Consider the following 19,952-nt stretch of genomic DNA (forward strand, 5'->3'; position numbering starts at 1 on the left):
TTCAACAAATTTGTCCACAATGGCGGAATTGTGGCGTTCGGCCTCCGTTCACGACTCGCACCGCGACTCATTCCCTGCATCGACTCTCTTTAAAGTTGTATTTTGACGGTTCCTACCCGCGCACTTCGCCACCTTGCATGACGTCCGCCAGTGCGCTTGCTTGGGCCAGAAAGATGAAGGGGGCAACATGCCGGCATTGTGGTTTGAGGATTGCACAGTAGGGAGCGTCCACGACCATCCCATCCGCCGCACCGTGACGGAGGCGGACAACATCTTCTTCTCCGCCCTTACCTACAATCCGCAGCCGCTGCACATCGACCGTGAGTTCTGCAAGGACACAGAATGGGGCCAGCCGCTGATGAACTCGCTGTTCACGCTGGGGCTGATGGTGGGAATCTCCGTCAATGACCTGACGACGGGCACCATCGTCGCCAACCTCGGCATGACGGAAGTGAAATTTCCCGCCCCCCTGTTCCAGGGCGACACCATCCGCGTGACCACGCGCATCGCGGCAAAGCGTGAAAGCAAGTCCCGCCCCGACGCCGGCATCGTCGAATTCGACCACCGCGCCTTCAGGCAGGACGGCACGCTGGTGGCCCAGTGCCTGCGGCAAGTGATGGTGCGAAAGCGGCCCGCCGACATACGTGAAGGATGACGGGACTTGTGGACGCGCGCTTGCCCTAGTCCGGGCGGCGCATGCGCCAGACCTTGTCGACCGTGGCGTATTCCGAATAACCCAGCCGCGCGATGGGCTTCATGTCGGCGACCTGCACGCGGCCCTCGATGATGTAGCGGTCGTCGATATAGACGCCGACGACCCGGCCGATCACCAGGAAGTCCGAGATGTGGCCGTCGTCATCGGGAAGCTCAACGGTCTTGAAATGACGGCATTCCAGCACCGCCGGGCTTTCGCCGACGCGGGCGCAGTTGATGAGCCGGCACGGCACCGGCGTGAGGCCGGAGACCTGGAATTCATCGACATGCGGAGCCACCTTGGCCGATGTTGCATTCACCGCTTCGCGCAGGGCGAAGGTAGCGAGATTCACGGCGAAGACGCCCGTGGCTTCGATGTTGGTGAGCGAGTCCTTTCGCCCGCCAGACCCGAAGGCCACATAGTTGGGCGCATCGGCAAAGGCGTTGAAGAAGCTGTAGGGCGCGAGATTGTTGATGCCCTGCTCCGACATCGTGGAAATCCAGCCGATGGGGCGCGGCACCACAATCGCCTTGAACGGATCAACCGCGAGGCCGTGATCGTTGCGGATGGCATCGTAGAACATCAGAGGCTCCGCAGAAGGGCCGGCAGGGCCGCCACGCTGTCGAGGGTGTGGTCGGCCATGTGGGCGATGTCGCCGTGGGCGGAATTGCCGGAGAGCACGGCAACGGCAAGGCCAGCGCCGCCTGCCCGCGCCTCTTCCATGTCGTGGCCGTTGTCACCGACCATGGCAACCTCCTCCGGCCGGAGACCGGTCTTGCCGCAGAAATACTCGATCATGTGCCCCGAGGGCTTGGGAACCACGACGGAATCCCAGCCGATGATGTGGTCGAAATAATGATGCACATCGAGATGGTTCATCTGCGCCATGGCCGAGCGGAAGCTGTCGTTGGTGGCCACGCCAAGGCGCAACCCCATTTCGCGCAATTCATCAAAGACGTTGGATAACTCCATGAGAGGCTTGATGAATTGTTTCGCCTGCGGAGCGATTTCGTTGTCGATGAGCGAGACGCGCTGCTTCTGCTGTTCGGCCGTCAGTTCCGGCCACCAGAGCTGCACGATCTGCCCCGTGGTGCCCGCGGCAAGCGTGCTGCCGGGGCGGAACGTGCCCGTCGCCGGATCATAGCCGCCGCGCTCCAGCATCACCTCGATGTCACTATCGGCAACGTTGAAATCCTGCTTCAGCATCTGCCGGTACAGCGGCACCCAGGTGCCGTTCACTTCAATGAGTGTGCCGTCCTTGTCGAAGAGTACGCCCTTGATGGCCATCATGCGCTCCACGCCGTGACGAGTGTTTCGACGTCGGGCCGGGGACGGTCTTCCAGCGGGGCAGACGCCGTGCCGATGAAGATGAAGCCCGCCACCTGCTCTTCCGCACCGATGCCCATGGCCACCTTCGCCTCCGTGTCATAGGCCACCCAATCGGTGAGCCACGTGGCATCGAAACCATGGGCCTGGGCGGCAAGTTCGAGGTTGAAGCACACGGCCGCAGCCGACATCTGCTGCTCCCACACGGGAATCTTCGGATGCGCCGCCGCCTTGGACACCACCGCCACGACGGTGGGCGCGCGCATCATGAAGCCGCGCATGAAGGCCAGGATTTCGTCGCCGTGTTCCGGATGCAGCACCTTCCACCGCGCCGCAAACCGCTCCCCGATCTTCGCCCGCGCCTCGCCCGTGAAGGTGATGAAGCGCCATGGCGTGAGCTTGCCGTGATCCGGCACGCGTGTGGCCAGGGCCAGCAACTGGCGCAGCTCAGCATCGCTGGGACCGGGGCCGGACATGGCCTTGGCGGAAGCAGACTTGCGTGTCTTCAGGAAGGCGAGAAGCGAGGATGTGTCATTGAATTGGGTCATGCCTCCATATGGCAAAGCAACCCCTGCCTGCGCAATGGCTGCAATTGCATGCGTGTTATTAACCATTCATTAGGCATTCCGTTGCGCCCCGCCCGCGCTTGGTGTTCAGTCCACCTGCCGGCCGAGAAGGCTTGGGGAGAACGGCGCCAGGGACGGCGCCAACAGAGTGTTACAGGGGATGACGATGGACGCCTGCACCCGTCCTTCGCACACACGCCGCCAGACGAGAAAAGTTCAAAACTTCCGTCTGGCGGCGCTTTTCTCGTGCGTTGCGATTTCATGTCTGCTCACCGCCGGCAGTGCCCTGCCCGCAGCCCAGCCCGAACTTGCGCCGGAGAATGAAGAAACCGGCTCCATCTCCCCGTCCGCCGAACATGAGGTGGCGGTCGCCAAGGCCGCACCCGGCCAGGAAATGGCAACCCTCTCCGCCCGACTGACGGACCAGTCGGCAATGCTTTTGAAGAATGTGACGTGGCATGTGACCAACGCCGCCGGTGACACGGTATTCGATGGCGCAGCCACCACGGCCGCCGTGGCGCTGCAACCGGGCTACTACGCCGTCGAGGCGCATTATGGCGCCGTGGAACTGGAAGAGAGCTTCACCCTGCTGGAAGGCACGCGCATGGACATGCGCTTCGTGCTGAACGCCGGTGCGCTCCGCGTCCTGCCGCGCATCCGCGGGCTCATTTCGCCCGACATTGGCAGCAGCACCCGCGTCTATGCGCTCACCGGCAAGGCCAAGGGCAAGATGGTCCGCGAAACCGCCACACCCGGCGAAATCATCAACCTCACCGCCGGACAGTATCGCGTCGAGAGCCGCCTCATCACCGGCAACGCCGTGGCCGTGATGGACGTGAAGGTGACGCCCGGCATCATGAGTGCGGTGGAGATCGACCACCGCGCCGGCCTCGCCCGCCTCTCCTATGTGGGTGCGCCCGACAGCCGCGTGGAATGGGAAATCCGCCGCGGCACGGAAACGGAACTCAGCAACATCATCGGCCTCAACGCCAACATCGCCCTCCAGCCCGGCGACTACGTCGCCATCGCCCGCATCGGCAACGAACGCCTCACGGCATCCTTCCAGATCAAGGAAGGCGAAGCCCGCGACATCATGCTGGGGAACTGAAAGCCCGGCTCACTCCGGCAGAGGGATGAACTCCTTTTCGTCGCCGGGGACGATGGCGAAGCGGGCCCGTTTCCAGTCGTCCTTCGCGGCTTCCAGCTTTTCTTTTGAGGACGACACGAAGTTCCACCAGATAAAGCGCGGGCCATCCATGGGTTCGCCACCGAGCAGCATGAAACGCGCGCCCGTTTCCGTGGCGAGCGTGAGTGCATCGCCGGGCTTGAACACCAGAAGCCGTCCCGCCTCGTGGCGCTCGCCCGAAACGGTGAGCGAACCTTCCGAGATGTAGATGCCCCGCTCCTCATGCTCCGCCGGCAACGGCAGGCGTGCGCCGGCCTCAAGCGTCACGTCGGCATAGAACAGGTCGGAATGGGTTTTTACCGGTGATCGCGCGCCATAAATTTCGCCCGCAATCACGCGCACGCTCCGCCCCTTGTCGGTGAGCAACGGCAGGGCCGCATCCTGCACATGCTCGAAATCCGGAGCCACGTCTTCGTGCGACTTCGGCAGTGCCACCCAGCTCTGGATGCCGTAGATCTTCTGCCCCGCGCCACGCTCGCGCGGCGGCGTGCGCTCGGAATGCACGATGCCCTTGCCCGCCGTCATCCAGTTCAATTCGCCCGGCTTGATCGCCTGGTCAAAGCCCAGGCTGTCCTTGTGCTGGATCACGCCGTCATAAACCCAGGTGACGGTGGAAAGGCCGATGTGGGGATGCGGCCGCACATCCATGCCCTGCCCCGCCTTCATCAGCACCGGGCCGAACTGGTCGAAGAAGATGAACGGCCCCACCATCTGCCGCTGGGCCGAGGGCAAGGCGCGGCGCACTTCGAAATCGCCGATGTCACGCGCCCGCGGCACGATGACAAGGTCGAGCGCATCGGCCGCCGCCGCATCGCCGGGCAAGGGATCGGGAATGTTGGGAAGAGACATCAGGCACCTCCGACGGCGGCCCGCACCTTGGGCGCCACTTTTGTTCCCATGAGTTCAATCGCGCGCATCTGCTCGGCATGCGGCACGGTACCGATCGCCATCTGCACGAGAATGCGCGTGTTCTTGAACAGCGCATGCAGTTCGATGATCCGGTCCGCCACACGATCAGGCGATCCCACGATGAGATTGCCCGTGGGGCTGCAGGACTGATCGAAATGCGCGCGGCCTTGCGGCGGCCATCCACGTTCACGGCCGATGCGGTTCATCACGTCGAGATGGGCGGCGGAGTAAATATCCCGCGCCTTCTCATCCGTATCGCTCACGAAGCCGTGCATGTTGAGGCTGAGTTGGATCGTCCTGGCGTCATGCCCCGCCTTGCCGTGCGCCTCGCGATAGAGGGCGAAGAACGGCTCGAAGCGGCGCGGATCTCCGCCGATGATTGCAAGTGCCATGGGAAGATCAAGCGTTGCCGCGCGCACCACCGACTGCGGGGTGCCGCCGACGGCAATCCAGATCGGCATCTTCTTCTGCTCGGGGCGCGGATAAATTCCGAGATTGTTGATCGATGGCCGCAACTGCCCGGCCCAGGTGATGCGCTCGCTCTCGCGCAACTTCATCAGCAGGTCCAGCTTCTCGCCAAACAGTGCGTCGTAGTCATCAAGGTCATAACCGAAGAGCGGATAGGACTCGATGAACGAGCCCCGCCCCGCCATGATCTCGGCCCGGCCATTGGAGATGCCGTCCACGGTCGCATATTGCTGGAACACGCGTACCGGATCATCCGACGACAGCACGGTAACGGCGCTGGAGAGGCGGATGCGCTTCGTCCGCGCCGCCCCCGCCGCCAGTGCCACCGCGGGCGATGAGACGGCGTAGTCGGGCCGGTGGTGCTCGCCCACGGCAAACACATCGAGGCCGACCTGATCTGCAAGTTCCATTTCCTCGACGAGATTGCGCAAGCGCTGCCCCGCCAGTTCCGGGTGGCCCGCAGCCACGTCCGCAAAAGTATAGAGTCCGAGTTCCATGATGAGTCCTTATACCGGATTTATCTGGAACTTGTCTTGTTACTTTTCAAGTGGGAGATCAGCCTTTCACCCTTAATGACGACCGGCCGCCGTCGACGCCAATCACCTGCCCCGTGATCCAGCCCGCCTCTGGTGACAGGAGGAGTGCGCCAAGTGCCGCTGCGTCGTCAGGTGTGCCGAGGCGCAGCAGCGGATGAAGCGCCGCGATGGCGGCTGCCGTCTGTTCGCTTGCGGTGAAACCGGATGCGAGCGGCGTGCGCGTGAGCGACGGCGCGATGGCATTCACCCGCACCTTCGGCGCAAGCTCCGCCGCCAGCGCCCGCGCCAGGCCCTCGACCGCACCCTTCGCCATGGCAACCGACGCATGGGAGGCAAAGCCCTGCTGCACCGCCACGGTTGAAAAGAGCAGCACGGCGGCATTGTTCTGCGAACTCGCCTTGAGGGCAGGCAGCGCCGCCTTCACGGCGCGGAATGCGCCCAGCGCATTCAATTGAAAATCCGCAAGGCCGTCTTGCTCGGTGAGGCGTGAGATGGGCTTGAGGTTGATCGAGCCGACGCAATAGGCAAGCCCGTCGATCTGGCCTCCCGCCTGCAAAATGGCCGCTTCAAGGGCGCCAGGCTCAGTGACATCGGCCGCCGTGAATGTGGCCCCAAGTTCCGTTGCCAGTTCAGCAAGTGCCGCGCCGTCCCGCGAGATGAGATGAAGTGCATCTCCCCGCCCCGCCAAACGCCGCGCCAAAGCCCCGCCGATTCCCGATGTTCCGATGATGATGTGTTTGGGCATGATCTGCTCTTACGCAGTCATGCCCATCACAGTTCACCTCAGATCGGGAGGTGTCGCTTCCGTTGTGAGCGAGGTGAGCGCCTCGGCGAGTGTCATCGCCTTCTGCTCCTGGCTTCCGAGGCGGCGAACGTTGACCGCTTTTTCTTCCATCTCGCGCTTTCCGACCACAAGGATCACCGGAACCTTCACCACGGAATGTTCGCGGACCTTGTAGTTGATCTTTTCGTTGCGAAGATCGACATCGACGCGCAGCCCCGCATCCCGCAACTGCCGGCCCACCTCTTCGGCATAGGCATCAGCGTCTGAGGTGATGGTGCAAACCACCACCTGCTTGGGCGCCAGCCACAGCGGGAAATGCCCCGCGAAGTGCTCGATGAGAATGCCGAGAAAGCGCTCCATGGAGCCGCAGATGGCGCGGTGGATCATGACGGGGACATGCTTGTTGCCGTCCTCGCCGATGTAGAAGGCGCCGAAGCGTTCCGGCAAGTTGAAGTCCACCTGCGTCGTTCCGCACTGCCAGTCACGGCCGATGGCATCGCGCAGCACATATTCGAACTTCGGGCCATAGAAGGCTCCCTCGCCCGGATTGATGGAGGTCTTGATCTTGCCGCCACTCTGCGCCGCGATCTGCTCCAGCACCTTGCCCATGATGGCTTCTGCCCGGTCCCATGCCGCATCGGAACCGACGCGCTTCTCGGGCCGCGTCGAGAGCTTCACCACGATCTGCTCGAAGCCGAAGTCCCGGTAGGTCGAGAGGATGAGATCGTTGATCATCAGGCACTCGTTGGCCATCTGCTCGTCGGTGCAGAAGATATGCGCATCGTCCTGCGTGAAGCCGCGCACGCGCATGAGACCGTGCAGCGCGCCCGACGGTTCGTAACGGTGCACGCTGCCGAATTCGGCGAGGCGCATCGGCAGTTCCCGGTAGCTGCGCAGGCCGTGCTTGAAAATCTGCACATGGCCCGGGCAGTTCATCGGCTTGATGGCATAGATGCGCTCGTTGTCCTCGGCCTCCTCGCCCGCGGGCTTGGCGGCGAACATGGCCTCCTTGTACCAGCCCCAGTGGCCGGACGTTTCCCACAGCGACTTGTCGAGCAGCTGCGGCGCATTCACTTCGTCATAGCCCAGCCGGTTGAGGCGGCGGCGCATGTACTGGATGAGTTGCTGGAACATGCTCCAGCCCTTCGGGTGCCAGAACACCACGCCCGGGCCTTCCTCCTGGAAATGGAACAGGTCCATCTCGCGGCCGAGCTTGCGGTGGTCGCGCTTCTCCGCTTCCTCCAGCGCCGTCACATAGCCCGCGAGGTCCTTCTCGTTGTGCCAGGCCGTGCCGTAGATACGGGTCAGCATCGGGTTCTTGGAATCGCCGCGCCAATAGGCGCCCGCCACCTTCATCAGCTTGAAGGCGCTGCCGATCTTGCCCGTCGAATTCATGTGGGGCCCGCGGCACAGGTCGGTCCAGCCGCCCTGGTCATAGAACTTGATGTCCTCGTTGCCGGGAATGGCATCGACCAGTTCCACTTTGAACATCTCGCCCTTGGCGCGGAAGAAATCCTTGGCGGCTTCGCGCGACTTCGTGCTCTTGGTAAATGGCTTGTCGCGCTGGATGATCTCCCGCATCTTTTTCTCGATGGCGGGGAAGTCCGCGGGCGTGAATGGCTCGTTGCGGAAGAAGTCGTAGTAGAAACCGTTCTCGATTACGGGACCAATCGTCACCTGCGTGCCGGGGAACAGTTCCTGCACCGCCTCGGCCAGCACATGTGCCGCGTCATGGCGGATGAGTTCAAGTGCGCGCGGATCGTCCCGCACCACGATCTCAAGTGCTGCATCCGCCGTCAGCGGATCGGAGAGGTCCGACAGCGTGCCGTTGATGACAGCGGCGACGGCTTTCTTCTCGAGGGATTTGGAAATGGCGGCGGCAACCTGCCCCGCCGTGGTTCCCGCTTCAAAATCGCGCTTGGCGCCATCGGGGAATGTCACGGTAATCATGGTCTTTTCCTTCCTGCCCACTCCCGGCCACAGATCCGGGTAGGCAAATCAATTGAACGGCGAGAGCCATGCCAAGGCCGCGCCGCAAAATCAAGCAGCCGCAAAAAAGCCCCATGAATTAAGGGTTTCTCAAGATTTCCGAAACCCGCTGTTAACCTTAACAAGTCATCTTGGCCCTACTGACTGCGTTAACTGTAACCGGGTACCAATATGAAAAAGCTTCTTCTTGCTCTTGCCTTCTCGACTGCGGCGCTCCTGCCGTCGGCCACTGTGCGCGCCGCCGACCTCGACGTACCTCCTCCGCCCCCGGTGGAAGAGCTGCGCCCCGCGACCTATGATTGGACCGGCATCTATGTGGGTGCCTGGGTCGGCGCAACCTGCGTCGATGGCGAACTGACCGAGCACAGCGCCGGCCCGCCGCCGGTTGACGTGATCTGGGAAAATTCGGGCTGCGGTTTCAAGGGCGGCGCCCTCGCAGGCTATAACCACCAGTTCAGCGACTGGGTTGTCGGTCTCGAAGCCGACTGGGGCATGTCGGGTGACATCGCCACCAACGAAGAAGCCGGTGGCGACTTCGCCTTCTCGATGGATCACATCGCAACCTTCCGTGGCCGTTGGGGCATCGCCTTCGACGACACCCTGCTCTTCGCAACAGCCGGCGTGGCCTATGCCAAGGGTGACGTGGACGGCATCATCGCAGCCGACCCGAACCACCTGAACGGCAACCATTGGGGCTGGACAGTCGGCGGCGGCGTGGAACACGCTGTCACGGATAACCTCCGCCTGCGCCTCGACTACCTCTACACCCGCTTCAACAGCGACGACTACTATAGCGCATCCTGCGCCGGCGTTTGCGACTTCACGATCGAAGACTTCGACGATCACGAAGTGCGCCTGGGCGCCATCTGGGCCTTCTGATCCAGTTCAAAGACCTGCGAAGGGCCGGAGCAATCCGGCCCTTTTTCATTTGTGCGGCGCACAGTCCGGGTGCTCGGGCACCGGATCGTAGCCCTGCCCGCCCCACGGGTGGCAGCGCCCGATGCGGCGCAATGCCAGCCGGCCACCGCACATGACGCCGTGTTTTTCGATGGCCTGCCGCGCATAGTCCGAACATGTCGGTAGAAAGCGGCACTGCCGTCCCAGCAGGGAGGATAAGGTGAGCTGATACAGGCGGATCAGCAGCAGCACAGCGGATTTCATCAGGGCAACATAATGGCACAGCAGGCAAAACCCAACATTCTCTTCGTCATGGCCGACCAGTTGGCGGCACGTTTCCTGCCCTTCCACGGTCACCCCCTGGTGAAGACGCCCGCCCTCTCGCGGCTGGCGGCGGAAGGCGTGGTCTTCGAGAACTGCTACTCGACGAGCCCCCTCTGCTCGCCCGCCCGCGCCACGGTGATGAACGGCCTCCTGCCGTCCCGCACCGGCGTCTACGACAATGCCGCCGAGTTCCCCTCCGCCATTCCAACGTGGGCCCATTACCTCCGCATGGAAGGCTACCGGACCTGCCTCTCCGGCAAGATGCACTTCGTGGGGCCAGACCAGTTGCACGGCCTTGAGGAGCGCCTCACCACCGACATCTACCCCGCAGACTTCGGCTGGACGCCCGATTGGCGGCTGCGGCAGGAGCGCATCGACTGGTGGTACCACAATATGACCAGCGTACTGCAGCCCGGCATCGCCGAGATCACCAACCAGCTGGAGTTCGATGACGACGTGGCCTTTCAGGCCACCCGCAAGATCTACGATCACGCCCGCTTCGACCGCGACAAGCCGCTGGCGCTGATGGTCTCCTTCACCCACCCCCACGACCCCTATGCCGCGCGCCAACAGTTCTGGGACATGTATCGCGACGAGGACATCGACCTTCCGTCCACGCCGCGCCTCGCCCGCGCCGATCTCGATGCCCACAGCCAGCGCCTCTACGACGTGTCGGCAATGGACGACTACACCGTGACGGAGAAGGACCTGCGCGCCGCGCGCCACGGCTACTACGCCAACATCTCCTATGTGGACTCCCTCGTCGGCAAGTTGCTCGACACGCTGGAAGCAACCGACATGCTCGACAACACCGTCGTGGTCTTCACCTCAGACCATGGCGATTTCCTGGGCGAGCGCGGCCTCTGGTACAAGATGAGCTACCTTGAACCGTCGGCCCATGTGCCGATGCTGATCTGGTCGCCCAAACGCTACAAACCGCGGCGCGTGGCGGAGCCCGTGTCACTGGCCGACATCCTGCCCACGCTTGCACACATCGGCCAGGGCGATTCTCTGAAGCTCGCGCGCACTGTGGATGGCCGCTCGCTGAAGCCGTTGCTGGACGGCGCAAAGGAAGATGCGAGCGCCGCCACCTGGGGCGAATATCTGGCCGAGGGTGCGATTGCACCCATGTACATGCTGCGCCGCGGGCCTTGGAAGTTCATCCACAGCCCCACCGATCCAGACCAGCTCTTCAATCTTGTGGATGATCCCGAGGAGCGCACCAATCTCGCGGCCACGCACCCGCTGGCGAAGACCATGCGCGCCGAAGTCGAGGCCAAGTTCGATATTCCCCGCATCCATGCCGAAGTGCTGCAAAGCCAGCAGGCCCGCCTGATGATGTTCGAAGCCATGAAGAAGGGGTCGCTCTTCCCGTGGGATTTCCAGCCGCTCCGCAAGGCCTCCGAGCAATACACCCGCAACCATATGAGCGTCACCGACCGCGATCTCCAGTCCCGCTACCCGCAGGCACCCGACATCGAGGACAAGCGGGCGCGGTAAAGACTCGCGGTCCACATGCGTGGACCGTGACGGCGCGATGGATTGTCAGCCCTTCGCCGGGTCCGGGAACAGGCTGTTGACGACGTCGAGGAAGCCGTTGTGGAACAGGATGAGGAAGGCGACGCAGATCACCACCGTGATTGCCGTCGTGACCAGCAGTTTCCAACGCAGGCCGTGAGCCACCGGCGCGCCGGAGTCATGCCCCTCCTCCACCTGCGTGCCGGCTTCCGCCGCATTGCGCACGCCGAAGGGCAGGACGGCAAACAACACTGTCCACCAGATGATGAAAAAGATGGCGGCGGCGGAAACCCAGCTCATGCCTGCTCCAGTTCAATGAGAGTGCCGTTGAAATCCTTGGGATGGAGAAACAGCACAGGCTTGCCGTGCGCGCCCGTCTTCGGGTTTCCGTCTCCCAGCACGCGCGCCCCCGTGGCCTTGAGTGAATCCCGTGCTGCGAGAATGTCCGCGACCTCGAAGCACATGTGATGAATGCCGCCGCTCGTGTTCCTGGCGAGGAAAGCGGCGATGGGCGAGTTGTCGCCGAGCGGCGCCAGCAGTTCCACCTTGGTGTTTGGCAACTCCACGAAAACAACCGTGACGCCGTGCGCCGGTTCGGGTTGTGGTGCCGAGACTTTGGCGCCCAGCATGGTGCGATACTGCTCCGCCGCTGCGGCGAGGTCCGGTACGGCAATGGCGACATGGTTCAGGCGGCCGATCATGGTCAACTCCGGTTCAGCGGGATGGACTGCTCCTTGCGGCAGCCGGTCCTTGCGTTCAATGCGTCCTTTGGCCCAGTTTTTCCTGCAGCATCTGCCGGGCCTGCGGCATGTCCACCGCCCGCGGACCGAAGACATGCCGTTCCAGGAAATAGCCGGTGAGGCGCATGCCGTCGATCACGTCGCCTTCAGCACCGGTGCCACCGCCGCGCAGGAAGGGCGGCAACTGGAACAGGCGCTGGTGATAGGGCAATCCCGCCTCGCGGCTCACGGCGCGGCCCGACTTCGGTGACACGTAGCGCAGGTCATCGCTCTGTCCCGTGGCGGCACATTTCGAGAGGTCGAGGCCGAAGCCCAGTTCATCAAGCAGGCCCATTTCCCAGCGCACCAGAAGCGCCGGCCACACATCATCGTGGTCAATCGATTCCAGCACCACCTGCAGGGCCGAGAACAGGCGGGGATGCGGTTCGCGCTCCGGCAGCAATTGTGCGAGCGCGGTGAGCGACGAGACACCCAGAAGCCGCAGCGGCTCATCAATGATGAGGCCGGCCTGGAGATGCAGCGGTTCCAGCACGAAATGCCCGAGATGTTCTTCCAACCGCGCATGCCACACGCAGTCCACATGATTGCCCGGCTGCAACAGGGGCCTGAGCCTGCGGCCCCGCCCGCCCCGCACAAGTCCCAGACAGCGGCCGTGGCCCTGCGTGAGGATTTCCGCGATGGCCGCGGTCTCGCCATGCGGCCGCACCGCCAGGATGATTCCCTCGTCGCGCCATTCCATGGGGCGAGGTTACAGCGTCAGCCCCATCATGCGCAAACGCTCCGGGTCTTCGGCCCAGTTCTCGCGGACCTTGACGAAGAGGAACAGATGCACGCGCCGCCCGAAGGCCAACTCCATGTCTGCCCGCGCCAGTTGCCCCAGCGTCTTGGCCATCTGGCCACCCTTGCCCACGACAATCGCCTTCTGCCCGTCGCGTGCCACGAAGATCGCCTGCTTGATCTTGACGGAACCGTCCTTCATTTCCTCCCACGTCTCGGTCTCGACGGTGGAGGAATAGGGCAGCTCTTCGTGCAGCCGCTCGTAGATCTTCTCGCGGGTGATTTCGGCGGCGAGGAAGCGGAGGTTCACATCCGCCACCTGGTCGTCCGGATAGTGCCACGGACCTTCCGGCATGAGCGCCGCAAGCCGCGCCTTCAGCTTGGCCACGCCGGACCCCGTGAGCGCCGACACCATGAAGGTCTCGGTGAAGGAATAGGCTTCGTTCAGTTTCTGCGACAGCGGCAGAAGCTGCTCAGGGCGCACCAGGTCCGTCTTGTTGATCACAAGCATCGCCTTGCGGTTTTGCTCCTTCATGTGGGCAATAATGCGCTCCGCCTGCTCATCCATGCCGCGCCGCGCATCGATCAGCACGATCACCGCATCAGCCTCCGAGGCACCGGCCCAGGCATTGTCCACCATGGCGGTATCGAGCTTGCGCTTCGGCGTGAAGATGCCGGGCGTATCCACCAGCACCACCTGCGCATCGCCCTCCACCAGGATGGCGCGGATGCGCGCCCGCGTGGTCTGCACCTTGTGACTGACGATGGAAATCTTGGAGCCCGCAAGCTGGTTCACCAGCGTGGACTTGCCGGCGTTGGGCGCGCCGATGATGGCGACAAAGCCAAAACGCTGCTGGAGCGCGGGAGTGATGTCCGTCACCGCAATTGCTCCCGTGCAATGAATGCCGTGGCTGCCGCCATTTCTGCTGCCTGCTTGGTGGACCCCACGCCGTCTGCCTCCTTGTGCCTGTCGATGGTGAGCCGCACGGAAAACTGCGGCCTGTGTTCCGGGCCTTCACGCCCGGTGATTTCATAGCGCGGCAGTGGCAGCGCCTTGGCCAGCGCCCATTCCTGCACGAAGGTCTTTGCATCCTTCTGCACCGAGTCGGGATGCTTCAGCGCATCCTTCCAGAAATGCAGGATGACCTTGCGCGCCGCCTCCAGTCCGCCGTCGATATAGATGGCGCCGATCACCGCTTCGGCCACGTCGCCCAGCACCGACTTCATGCGGTGCACGCCGGTTCTCTTTTCGGTGTCGCCCACCTTGATGAAATCGTGGAGACCCATCGCCTCGCCCACTGTGGCGCAGACATCACCGCGCACGATGGCACTGTGCCGCGCGGCCAGCAGGCCCTCCTGCTCCTTGCGGTGGCTGTGGAACAGCGTGTCGGCGATCACCAGCGACAACACCCGGTCGCCGAGGAATTCCAGGCGCTCATAGTCCTTCGCCTTGCGCCCCGACGAACCGTGGGTCAGCGCCTGATGCAGCAGGTCTGAATCGCTGAACACGTAGCCGATCCTGTCGCTGAGCCGCGCAAGGGGTGCCTTTGCGCTCGCGGATACGGCCGGCATCAGATGAAGTTGAAGAAGCGCATCCAGCGCGTAAGGAACGGCCATTCCCACGGCCGCCACAACACCGCATCGGGCGAGATGGAGAAGAAGATGATGTCGGCCCGGCCCACGTAATTCTCGATCGGCACGTAGCCGACGACGTCGAGGTAGCGCGAATCCTGCGAGTTGTCGCGGTTGTCGCCCATCATGAAGTAATGCCCTTCCGGCACTTCATACACGCTGGTGTTGTCGGCGCTGCCGTTTTCCGTGAGGTCCAGCACGTTGTAGGTGACGCCATTCGGCAGCGTCTCGCGGTATTGCGGCACGGGCATGCCATGGCCTTCGCCATCGGGATCCACGTAATCCGCGACTCGCTCCTTCGGCACGGCCACGTCGTTGATGTAGAGAACACCGTCCTTCATCTGGATGCGGTCGCCCGGCAGGCCGATGACGCGCTTGATGTAGTCGATGCTCGTATCCGTCGGCAGCTTGAACACGGCCACGTCGCCGCGCTTCGGCGTATCCGCCAGAACCTTGCGGCCGGGGAAATCAACCGGGCAGCAGGAGATCAGATTCCTGTCGCCGACGCCCAGCGCGAAGTTGAACGAATACTTGCCATAACCGTAGGAAAGCTTTGAAACAAAGAGATAATCCCCCACCTTGAGGGTCGGGTACATGGATGACGACGGGATGTTGAAGGGCTGGTAGAAAAAGGTGCGCACAAAGAAGGCAATGGCCAGCGCCTGGATGATGACCTTCGCAGTCTCCCAGAGTCCATCCTCCTGCTTCCGCCCCGCCGATCGCTGGGCCGCAAGCGTATGGTCGTCCTTGTGCATCAAAATCCATGGCCGCGAACGCGCGGCTTCCCAGAGAAATTCGGAATGTTAAGTATAGCTGTGGGGCGATATGGGTCGCAATCGAGGCAAGAGCAAGCCGAAATGCTGTTGCTAAAATGCAACAGTTCGTGAACCTGTCCCTTGGCAGCGTGCCGTCGCCCTGCGCACACGCGGAGGGCGAACCGTCGGGCTTCACTCCTACACCACCTCAATGATGACGAAGGCCTGGGCATAGGGATATTCATCCGTCATGGTCAGATGCACCCTCGCGGTCATGCCCTGCGGCGTGAGCTTGGCGAGCCGGCGCCCTGCCCCTTCCGTGAGCTGCATGGTGGGCTTCCCCGAGGGCTCGTTCACCACCCCCATGTCGCGCCAATAAACGCCTTGGGACAACCCTGTCCCGAGCGCCTTGGAACAAGCCTCCTTGGCGGCAAAACGCTTGGCATAGGACGCCGCCCGCTCCGCCCGGCGGTCAGACTTCCGCCGCTCGACCTCGGTGAACACCCGATCCGTGAACCGCGTCCCGTGCCGCTCCAGCGTCTTTTCGATCCGCCGGATATCAATGATGTCATTGCCGATGCCGATGATCATGAAATCACTTCGCCAGCCCCCGGCTCCCCGGCTTGATCGCAGGGATGGCTGCCAGCTCCGGTGGCAGGGCGTCGGCGGCGTAGGTGGGGACGTCAAGCTGGGTGAGGGCGAAGAGTGGCACGCCCACGTCGGCCTTTCCGCCGGAGCGGTCGATGAGGCAGGCGGCGGCAACGGTATTGCCGCCATCCGCCGCGATGCCCTCGATGCATTCGCGTGACGACAGTCCGGTGGTGACGATGTCTTCCACCATCAGCACCCGCGCGCCCGCCGGAATCTCAAAGCCGCGCCGCAGCACCAGCTTGCCATCGACACGCTCGTAGAAGATCGACGGCACGCCCAGTTGCCGCGCCATCTCGTAGCCCACGACGACGCCGCCCATGGCCGGAGAGGCGACGATGTCGATGCCGGCGATGCCGCCCGCCTTCACCTTTTCCGCCAGCGCCGCGCATAGCCGCGCCGCGCGCCGGGGGTCCATCAGCACGCGTGCGCATTGCAGATAGCGCGGACTGCGCAAGCCCGAGGACAAGATGAAATGCCCCTCCAGCAGCGCACCCGCCGCGCGGAATTCGTTCAATACATCGTCGTGTGAAAGCATCGCGCTACCCCGTGACACGCACCACCTGGGTGACGCTCGGCTTGGCTTTTAGGCCATTCATGATGTCGATCAAATGCCGGTTGTCGAAGACTTCCACAAGAATGGTGAGGTCGAAGAAATCCGACACGCCCTGGCGCTTCAGCAGTTGCAGTTCATCAATGTTGCCGCCCTGCTCACCGATCACCTGCGTCACCTGCGCCAGCGCGCCCACCTCGTTGATGAGGTTGAGGTGGATGCGCGCCGGGAAGCGCTGGCCTTCTTCGGCCACACCCCAGGCAAGGTCCACCCAGCGTTCGGGCTGGCTGTCGAACTGTTCCAGCGCCTGCGCGAAGATCGGATAGATGGTGATGCCCTCGCCCGGCGTGGCGATGCCGACGATACGCTCGCCCGGCACGGCCCCCGTCACCGGATGGAACTTGAGCACCGTACCGGCACTGGCGCCGCGCACCGGAATGGCCGACGCTCCGCCCTTCTCGGTTTTCTTCTGCGCCAGCCTGCGCCGCGCTTCCTTGATGTCCCCGTCATCGACGGCGATGCCCAGCGCCTTCAGCACGTCGGTGCCGGAGAGATCACCCTTGCCGACGGCAGCCAGCGCATCATCAAGGTTCTTGTGGCCGAGGCGCGGCACGGCGGCGGCGAGCTGCTTGTCAGTGAAGGTAACCTTGTGACGCTCCAGCAGCTTCGTCACGATCTCGCGGCCAAGTCCCGCAAACTGCTTGCGGATGGCAGCCCGCGTGGCGCGGCGGATGGCGGCCTTTGCCTTGCCCGTCTTGGCGATGGCCTCCCAGGCGGGCGGCGGCACCTGCGCATCCGAGCGGATGATTTCCACCTCGTCTCCATTGGCCAGCGTCGTCACCAGCGGCGCATGGCGGCCGTTGATGCGGCAGCCCACGCAACTGTCGCCAATCGAGGTGTGCAGCGCATAGGCAAAATCGATGGGCGTGGCGCCGCGCGGCAAGGCGATGAGCTGCCCCTTTGGCGTGAAGCAGAACACCTGGTCGTGGAACAGTTCGAGTCGCGTGTGTTCCAGGAACTCCTTGGGGCTGTCGCCCTCCTGCAAGACCTCCATCAGGTGACGGAGCCAGCGATAGGCGTTCGATTCGGCGGCGCCTTCGCGCGCACCCGTCTCGGCCACCTTCACTTCGGCGGTGTCCTTGTAGAGCGCATGGGCGGCAACGCCGCGCTCGGCGATCTCGTGCATGATGCGGGTGCGGATCTGCATTTCCACGCGCATGTGATGGGGACCGACAACGGTGGTGTGCAGTGAGCGGTAGTCGTTCTGCTTTGGCGTCGAGATATAGTCCTTGAAGCGCCCCGGCACGGCGCGCCAGGCACGGTGCACCATGCCCAGCGCCTTGTAGCAATCGTCCAGCGTCTCGACGATCACGCGGAAGCCGAAGATGTCCGACAACTGGTCGAGCGAGAGGTTCTTGCGCTCCATCTTGCGCCAGATCGAGTACGGACGTTTTTCGCGCCCGAACACCTGCGCCTTCAGGCCCCGGTCCTCGAACAGCTTCATCAGCGCCCGCTCGATCTCGCGGATCACGTCGCCGCTTTCCGCATGCAGGCGGTCGAGACGGTCGCAGATCGTCTGGTTCGCTTCCGGATTAAGGATGCGGAAGCAGATGTCCTCCATCTCGTCGCGCACCAACTGCATGCCCATGCGGCCCGCCAGCGGGGCGTAGATGTCCATGGTTTCCTGGGCGATGCGCGTGCGCTTCTCCGGCTTCACATGCTCAAGCGTACGCAAATTGTGCAGGCGGTCAGCGAGCTTGACCAGCAGCACCCGCACGTCGCGCGACATGGCGATCAAGAGCTTGCGCAGGTTTTCGGCCTGCGTCGCCTCGCGCGTCACGCGATCCAGCTGCTTGATCTTGGTGAGCCCATCCACGAGGGCTGCGATCTCGGGGCCGAACTTTTCGCCGATTTCTTCCGTCGTGGCGCCCGTGTCCTCGACCGTATCGTGCAACAGCGCCGCCGCGATGGTGGCATCGTCGAGTTTCATGTCGGCGAGGATGGCCGCGACTTCGAGGGGATGATTGAAATAGGCCTCGCCCGATTCGCGTTTCTGGTTGCCGTGGGCCTTCATGGCATAGACGTAGGCGCGATTGAGCAGGTCCTCGTTCGCATCGGGATCGTAGCGCGTTACCCGCTCGACCAACTCGTATTGGCGCATCATGATGATGTGACCATACAAAAACAAAGGCCGGGGTCCAGCCCCGGCCTCGTCAATTTATCGCACTGCGGCGACGTGATCAGTAGCCGTTGCGCTGGCTGCCCGGACTTTCGGCGGGCGGAAGGCCTTCGAGGCCGCGCAGAAGTTCTTCTTCGGTCATCTGCTCGAACTCGGCCGGATCCTGGCTCTGGCCCTGGTCGTCGACAACCGACATGTCGCCCGACTGGGCAATGAGCGGCACTTCGGTCTCTTCCGGCTCGTCCACTTCCACATGCTTCTGCATGGCGTGGATGTATTCCTCGCGGAGGTCATCCTTGTTGATGGTCTCGGCCGCAATTTCGCGCAGCGCCACCACCGGATCCTTGTCGCGGTCACGGTCCACCGTCAGCGGTGAACCCTGCGACACGAGGCGGGCGCGGTGGGCGGCGAGAAGAACCAGCTCGAAGCGGTTCGGCAACTTGTCAATGCAGTCTTCGATGGTGACGCGCGCCATGAAGCGTGGACTCCTTGGATGAATGGGAATTGGCGGGCTTCTAGCCACTTCGGCCCGCAAATGCAAGTATAGGCCATGGATTACGAATCCCGCCCCAACAGCGTTCCCTGGCCACCACTGCTCTTTGCCGGGGCGGCGGCACTGGCGCTGCTCCTGCATCTGTCCTCGCCTGTGAGGTTCCCCGGCGGAACGGCGGGTCTGGTCCTGCGGGCCGCTGGCGTGGCCCTCATCGCGGGCGCCATCCTGATTGACGTGCTGGCGGTACTGGCCTTCCGCCGACACCACACCACCATCCTCCCCAACAAGGGCGCCAACCGGCTGATCACCACGGGCATCTTCGCCTGGAGCCGCAATCCCGTTTACCTCGGCAATTTCTTGCTGGTGGCAGGTGCGGGCCTGCTCTCGGGCATCTGGGCCCTCGTCCTCGCCGCCCCTGTCGCCCTCCTCGCCACGAAGAAACTGGCGGTGGAGCGGGAGGAACAGCACCTGTCGCTGAAGTTCGGCAATGACTGGAAAATCTACCGGCAACGTACACGCCGCTGGTTTGGACAGAAAAGCTGAAAACGGGAAAGTGCTCCGTGCACCGCTGGGCGCAGGTGCCACTGGCACCTGCTGACCCGGTTGCACCATCGCCGATCCGGTTGGATCAGGATGGTGCGGTCGAAAGGACTCGAACCTTCACGGGTCTCCCCGCTACCACCTCAAGGTAGTGCGTCTACCAATTCCGCCACGACCGCATTCGCGAAACCTCACGAAGCGGGCGGGTGATTAACAGGCGATTGCCAGAAGCGCAACCCCCGCGCTGCAACATTGCACGAGTTTGCAGTTTTCCTTGCAAAGAGCACCTCCGGAGTTGGCGTGGTTAACAAATCGCAGTCAGATTCCTGAGCATTTACATTAACTTGGCACGCGCACCTGAACGTGGCTGCAATGTGGCAGCGCTATGTTGGCTCCAACGAACAACGAATGGGGCGTTTCAAATGGTGAGGTCAAGCG

Annotated in this window: 23 protein-coding genes and 1 tRNA gene; 5 read left to right on the top strand and 19 right to left on the bottom strand. The window is 63.2% G+C overall.

Going from position 1 to position 19,952, the window contains the following annotated elements:
- Window positions 1-187 precede the first annotated feature (187 nt).
- Complete coding sequence (locus IPM06_16100; protein ID MBK8771934.1) at window positions 188-655, top strand: MaoC family dehydratase; 468 nt, start codon at window positions 188-190, stop codon at window positions 653-655.
- A 25-nt stretch (window positions 656-680) separates the two neighbouring features.
- Here IPM06_16100 and IPM06_16105 read toward each other — a convergent pair whose 3' ends face one another.
- Genes IPM06_16105 through IPM06_16115 form a run of 3 tightly spaced genes read right to left on the bottom strand, consistent with a single transcriptional unit; the run spans window position 681 to window position 2,568 of the window.
- Window positions 681-1,277 (bottom strand): flavin reductase family protein, encoded by a 597-nt coding sequence (locus tag IPM06_16105; protein ID MBK8771935.1) that lies wholly within the window; start codon window positions 1,275-1,277, stop codon window positions 681-683.
- A complete protein-coding gene (locus IPM06_16110; GenBank protein ID MBK8771936.1) occupies window positions 1,277-1,984 on the bottom strand; it encodes an HAD family hydrolase in 708 nt (235 codons plus the stop codon). The genes IPM06_16105 and IPM06_16110 overlap by 1 nt, the downstream gene beginning before the upstream one ends.
- The gene (locus IPM06_16115; GenBank protein ID MBK8771937.1) at window positions 1,981-2,568 is read right to left on the bottom strand and encodes a nitroreductase; all 588 of its coding nucleotides are present in this window, start codon (window positions 2,566-2,568) and stop codon (window positions 1,981-1,983) included. Before IPM06_16115 ends, IPM06_16110 begins: the two co-directional genes overlap by 4 nt.
- A 184-nt stretch (window positions 2,569-2,752) precedes the next feature.
- Here IPM06_16115 and IPM06_16120 point away from each other — a divergent pair, with 184 nt between their 5' ends.
- A complete protein-coding gene (locus IPM06_16120) occupies window positions 2,753-3,694 on the top strand; it encodes a hypothetical protein (GenBank protein ID MBK8771938.1) in 942 nt (313 codons plus the stop codon).
- A gap of 9 nt (window positions 3,695-3,703) precedes the next feature.
- Here the strand turns inward: IPM06_16120 and IPM06_16125 are convergent, their stop codons facing one another.
- The 4 genes from IPM06_16125 to thrS are packed head-to-tail and all read right to left on the bottom strand — an operon-like array spanning window position 3,704 to window position 8,419.
- Window positions 3,704-4,621, bottom strand: coding sequence for a pirin family protein (locus IPM06_16125; GenBank protein MBK8771939.1), 918 nt, complete (start codon window positions 4,619-4,621; stop codon window positions 3,704-3,706).
- Complete coding sequence (locus tag IPM06_16130; protein MBK8771940.1) at window positions 4,621-5,646, bottom strand: LLM class flavin-dependent oxidoreductase; 1,026 nt, start codon at window positions 5,644-5,646, stop codon at window positions 4,621-4,623. Before IPM06_16130 ends, IPM06_16125 begins: the two co-directional genes overlap by 1 nt.
- A 58-nt stretch (window positions 5,647-5,704) precedes the next feature.
- Window positions 5,705-6,430 (bottom strand): SDR family oxidoreductase, encoded by a 726-nt coding sequence (locus IPM06_16135; GenBank protein ID MBK8771941.1) that lies wholly within the window; start codon window positions 6,428-6,430, stop codon window positions 5,705-5,707.
- A gap of 33 nt (window positions 6,431-6,463) precedes the next feature.
- Complete coding sequence (gene thrS, locus IPM06_16140; protein MBK8771942.1) at window positions 6,464-8,419, bottom strand: threonine--tRNA ligase; 1,956 nt, start codon at window positions 8,417-8,419, stop codon at window positions 6,464-6,466.
- 210 nt (window positions 8,420-8,629) lie between these two features.
- Here thrS and IPM06_16145 point away from each other — a divergent pair, with 210 nt between their 5' ends.
- On the top strand, window positions 8,630-9,337 hold the full coding sequence (locus IPM06_16145) for a porin family protein (GenBank protein ID MBK8771943.1): 708 nt from the start codon (window positions 8,630-8,632) through the stop codon (window positions 9,335-9,337).
- A gap of 45 nt (window positions 9,338-9,382) precedes the next feature.
- Here IPM06_16145 and yidD read toward each other — a convergent pair whose 3' ends face one another.
- Window positions 9,383-9,619 carry a membrane protein insertion efficiency factor YidD gene (gene yidD / locus IPM06_16150; protein ID MBK8771944.1) on the bottom strand — a complete coding sequence of 79 codons (237 nt, stop codon included), beginning with the start codon at window positions 9,617-9,619 and terminating at the stop codon, window positions 9,383-9,385.
- A gap of 12 nt (window positions 9,620-9,631) precedes the next feature.
- On the opposite strand from yidD, the gene betC reads away from it, so the two are divergent.
- Window positions 9,632-11,179: a choline-sulfatase gene (betC, locus tag IPM06_16155; GenBank protein MBK8771945.1), complete on the top strand. Its 1,548-nt coding sequence runs from the start codon at window positions 9,632-9,634 to the stop codon at window positions 11,177-11,179.
- 45 nt (window positions 11,180-11,224) lie between these two features.
- Here the strand turns inward: betC and IPM06_16160 are convergent, their stop codons facing one another.
- The 10 genes from IPM06_16160 to IPM06_16205 all read right to left on the bottom strand — a co-directional run bounded on the left by IPM06_16160 (window position 11,225) and on the right by IPM06_16205 (window position 18,956).
- The gene (locus tag IPM06_16160) at window positions 11,225-11,497 is read right to left on the bottom strand and encodes a DUF1467 family protein (GenBank protein MBK8771946.1); all 273 of its coding nucleotides are present in this window, start codon (window positions 11,495-11,497) and stop codon (window positions 11,225-11,227) included.
- A complete protein-coding gene (mce, locus tag IPM06_16165; GenBank protein ID MBK8771947.1) occupies window positions 11,494-11,898 on the bottom strand; it encodes a methylmalonyl-CoA epimerase in 405 nt (134 codons plus the stop codon). The genes IPM06_16160 and mce overlap by 4 nt, the downstream gene beginning before the upstream one ends.
- Before the next feature lie 55 nt (window positions 11,899-11,953).
- Window positions 11,954-12,676 (bottom strand): DNA repair protein RecO, encoded by a 723-nt coding sequence (gene recO / locus IPM06_16170; GenBank protein MBK8771948.1) that lies wholly within the window; start codon window positions 12,674-12,676, stop codon window positions 11,954-11,956.
- A 9-nt stretch (window positions 12,677-12,685) separates the two neighbouring features.
- Complete coding sequence (gene era, locus IPM06_16175; protein MBK8771949.1) at window positions 12,686-13,600, bottom strand: GTPase Era; 915 nt, start codon at window positions 13,598-13,600, stop codon at window positions 12,686-12,688.
- The gene (gene rnc / locus IPM06_16180) at window positions 13,591-14,223 is read right to left on the bottom strand and encodes a ribonuclease III (GenBank protein MBK8771950.1); all 633 of its coding nucleotides are present in this window, start codon (window positions 14,221-14,223) and stop codon (window positions 13,591-13,593) included. Before rnc ends, era begins: the two co-directional genes overlap by 10 nt.
- Before the next feature lie 62 nt (window positions 14,224-14,285).
- Window positions 14,286-15,101, bottom strand: coding sequence for a signal peptidase I (lepB, locus tag IPM06_16185; GenBank protein MBK8771951.1), 816 nt, complete (start codon window positions 15,099-15,101; stop codon window positions 14,286-14,288).
- 198 nt (window positions 15,102-15,299) lie between these two features.
- Window positions 15,300-15,692, bottom strand: coding sequence for a holo-ACP synthase (locus IPM06_16190; GenBank protein MBK8771952.1), 393 nt, complete (start codon window positions 15,690-15,692; stop codon window positions 15,300-15,302).
- A gap of 4 nt (window positions 15,693-15,696) precedes the next feature.
- Complete coding sequence (locus IPM06_16195; protein ID MBK8771953.1) at window positions 15,697-16,287, bottom strand: orotate phosphoribosyltransferase; 591 nt, start codon at window positions 16,285-16,287, stop codon at window positions 15,697-15,699.
- A gap of 4 nt (window positions 16,288-16,291) precedes the next feature.
- Complete coding sequence (locus IPM06_16200; GenBank protein ID MBK8771954.1) at window positions 16,292-18,466, bottom strand: bifunctional (p)ppGpp synthetase/guanosine-3',5'-bis(diphosphate) 3'-pyrophosphohydrolase; 2,175 nt, start codon at window positions 18,464-18,466, stop codon at window positions 16,292-16,294.
- A gap of 76 nt (window positions 18,467-18,542) precedes the next feature.
- Entirely contained in the window at window positions 18,543-18,956 is a 414-nt protein-coding gene (locus tag IPM06_16205) for a DNA-directed RNA polymerase subunit omega (protein ID MBK8771955.1), read from the bottom strand.
- A gap of 75 nt (window positions 18,957-19,031) precedes the next feature.
- Here IPM06_16205 and IPM06_16210 point away from each other — a divergent pair, with 75 nt between their 5' ends.
- Window positions 19,032-19,517 carry an isoprenylcysteine carboxylmethyltransferase family protein gene (locus tag IPM06_16210; protein ID MBK8771956.1) on the top strand — a complete coding sequence of 162 codons (486 nt, stop codon included), beginning with the start codon at window positions 19,032-19,034 and terminating at the stop codon, window positions 19,515-19,517.
- 91 nt (window positions 19,518-19,608) lie between these two features.
- On the opposite strand, the gene IPM06_16215 is transcribed toward IPM06_16210, so the two are convergent.
- Window positions 19,609-19,693: transfer RNA gene (locus IPM06_16215), tRNA-Leu, on the bottom strand.
- Window positions 19,694-19,952 lie beyond the last annotated feature (259 nt).

The sequence above is a fragment of the Hyphomicrobiales bacterium genome, from assembly GCA_016710435.1.
Taxonomy (GTDB): domain Bacteria; phylum Pseudomonadota; class Alphaproteobacteria; order Rhizobiales; family Aestuariivirgaceae; genus Aestuariivirga.

Coding starts and splice junctions, on each gene's coding strand:
- IPM06_16100 (MBK8771934.1), top strand. CDS start 188: ATGCCGGCATTGTGGTTTGAGGATTGCACAGTAGGGAGCGTCCACGAC.
- IPM06_16105 (MBK8771935.1), bottom strand. CDS start 1,277: ATGTTCTACGATGCCATCCGCAACGATCACGGCCTCGCGGTTGATCCG.
- IPM06_16110 (MBK8771936.1), bottom strand. CDS start 1,984: ATGATGGCCATCAAGGGCGTACTCTTCGACAAGGACGGCACACTCATT.
- IPM06_16115 (MBK8771937.1), bottom strand. CDS start 2,568: ATGACCCAATTCAATGACACATCCTCGCTTCTCGCCTTCCTGAAGACA.
- IPM06_16120 (MBK8771938.1), top strand. CDS start 2,753: ATGGACGCCTGCACCCGTCCTTCGCACACACGCCGCCAGACGAGAAAA.
- IPM06_16125 (MBK8771939.1), bottom strand. CDS start 4,621: ATGTCTCTTCCCAACATTCCCGATCCCTTGCCCGGCGATGCGGCGGCG.
- IPM06_16130 (MBK8771940.1), bottom strand. CDS start 5,646: ATGGAACTCGGACTCTATACTTTTGCGGACGTGGCTGCGGGCCACCCG.
- IPM06_16135 (MBK8771941.1), bottom strand. CDS start 6,430: ATGCCCAAACACATCATCATCGGAACATCGGGAATCGGCGGGGCTTTG.
- thrS (MBK8771942.1), bottom strand. CDS start 8,419: ATGATTACCGTGACATTCCCCGATGGCGCCAAGCGCGATTTTGAAGCG.
- IPM06_16145 (MBK8771943.1), top strand. CDS start 8,630: ATGAAAAAGCTTCTTCTTGCTCTTGCCTTCTCGACTGCGGCGCTCCTG.
- yidD (MBK8771944.1), bottom strand. CDS start 9,619: ATGAAATCCGCTGTGCTGCTGCTGATCCGCCTGTATCAGCTCACCTTA.
- betC (MBK8771945.1), top strand. CDS start 9,632: ATGGCACAGCAGGCAAAACCCAACATTCTCTTCGTCATGGCCGACCAG.
- IPM06_16160 (MBK8771946.1), bottom strand. CDS start 11,497: ATGAGCTGGGTTTCCGCCGCCGCCATCTTTTTCATCATCTGGTGGACA.
- mce (MBK8771947.1), bottom strand. CDS start 11,898: ATGATCGGCCGCCTGAACCATGTCGCCATTGCCGTACCGGACCTCGCC.
- recO (MBK8771948.1), bottom strand. CDS start 12,676: ATGGAATGGCGCGACGAGGGAATCATCCTGGCGGTGCGGCCGCATGGC.
- lepB (MBK8771951.1), bottom strand. CDS start 15,101: ATGCACAAGGACGACCATACGCTTGCGGCCCAGCGATCGGCGGGGCGG.
- IPM06_16190 (MBK8771952.1), bottom strand. CDS start 15,692: ATGATCATCGGCATCGGCAATGACATCATTGATATCCGGCGGATCGAA.
- IPM06_16195 (MBK8771953.1), bottom strand. CDS start 16,287: ATGCTTTCACACGACGATGTATTGAACGAATTCCGCGCGGCGGGTGCG.
- IPM06_16200 (MBK8771954.1), bottom strand. CDS start 18,466: ATGATGCGCCAATACGAGTTGGTCGAGCGGGTAACGCGCTACGATCCC.
- IPM06_16205 (MBK8771955.1), bottom strand. CDS start 18,956: ATGGCGCGCGTCACCATCGAAGACTGCATTGACAAGTTGCCGAACCGC.
- IPM06_16210 (MBK8771956.1), top strand. CDS start 19,032: ATGGATTACGAATCCCGCCCCAACAGCGTTCCCTGGCCACCACTGCTC.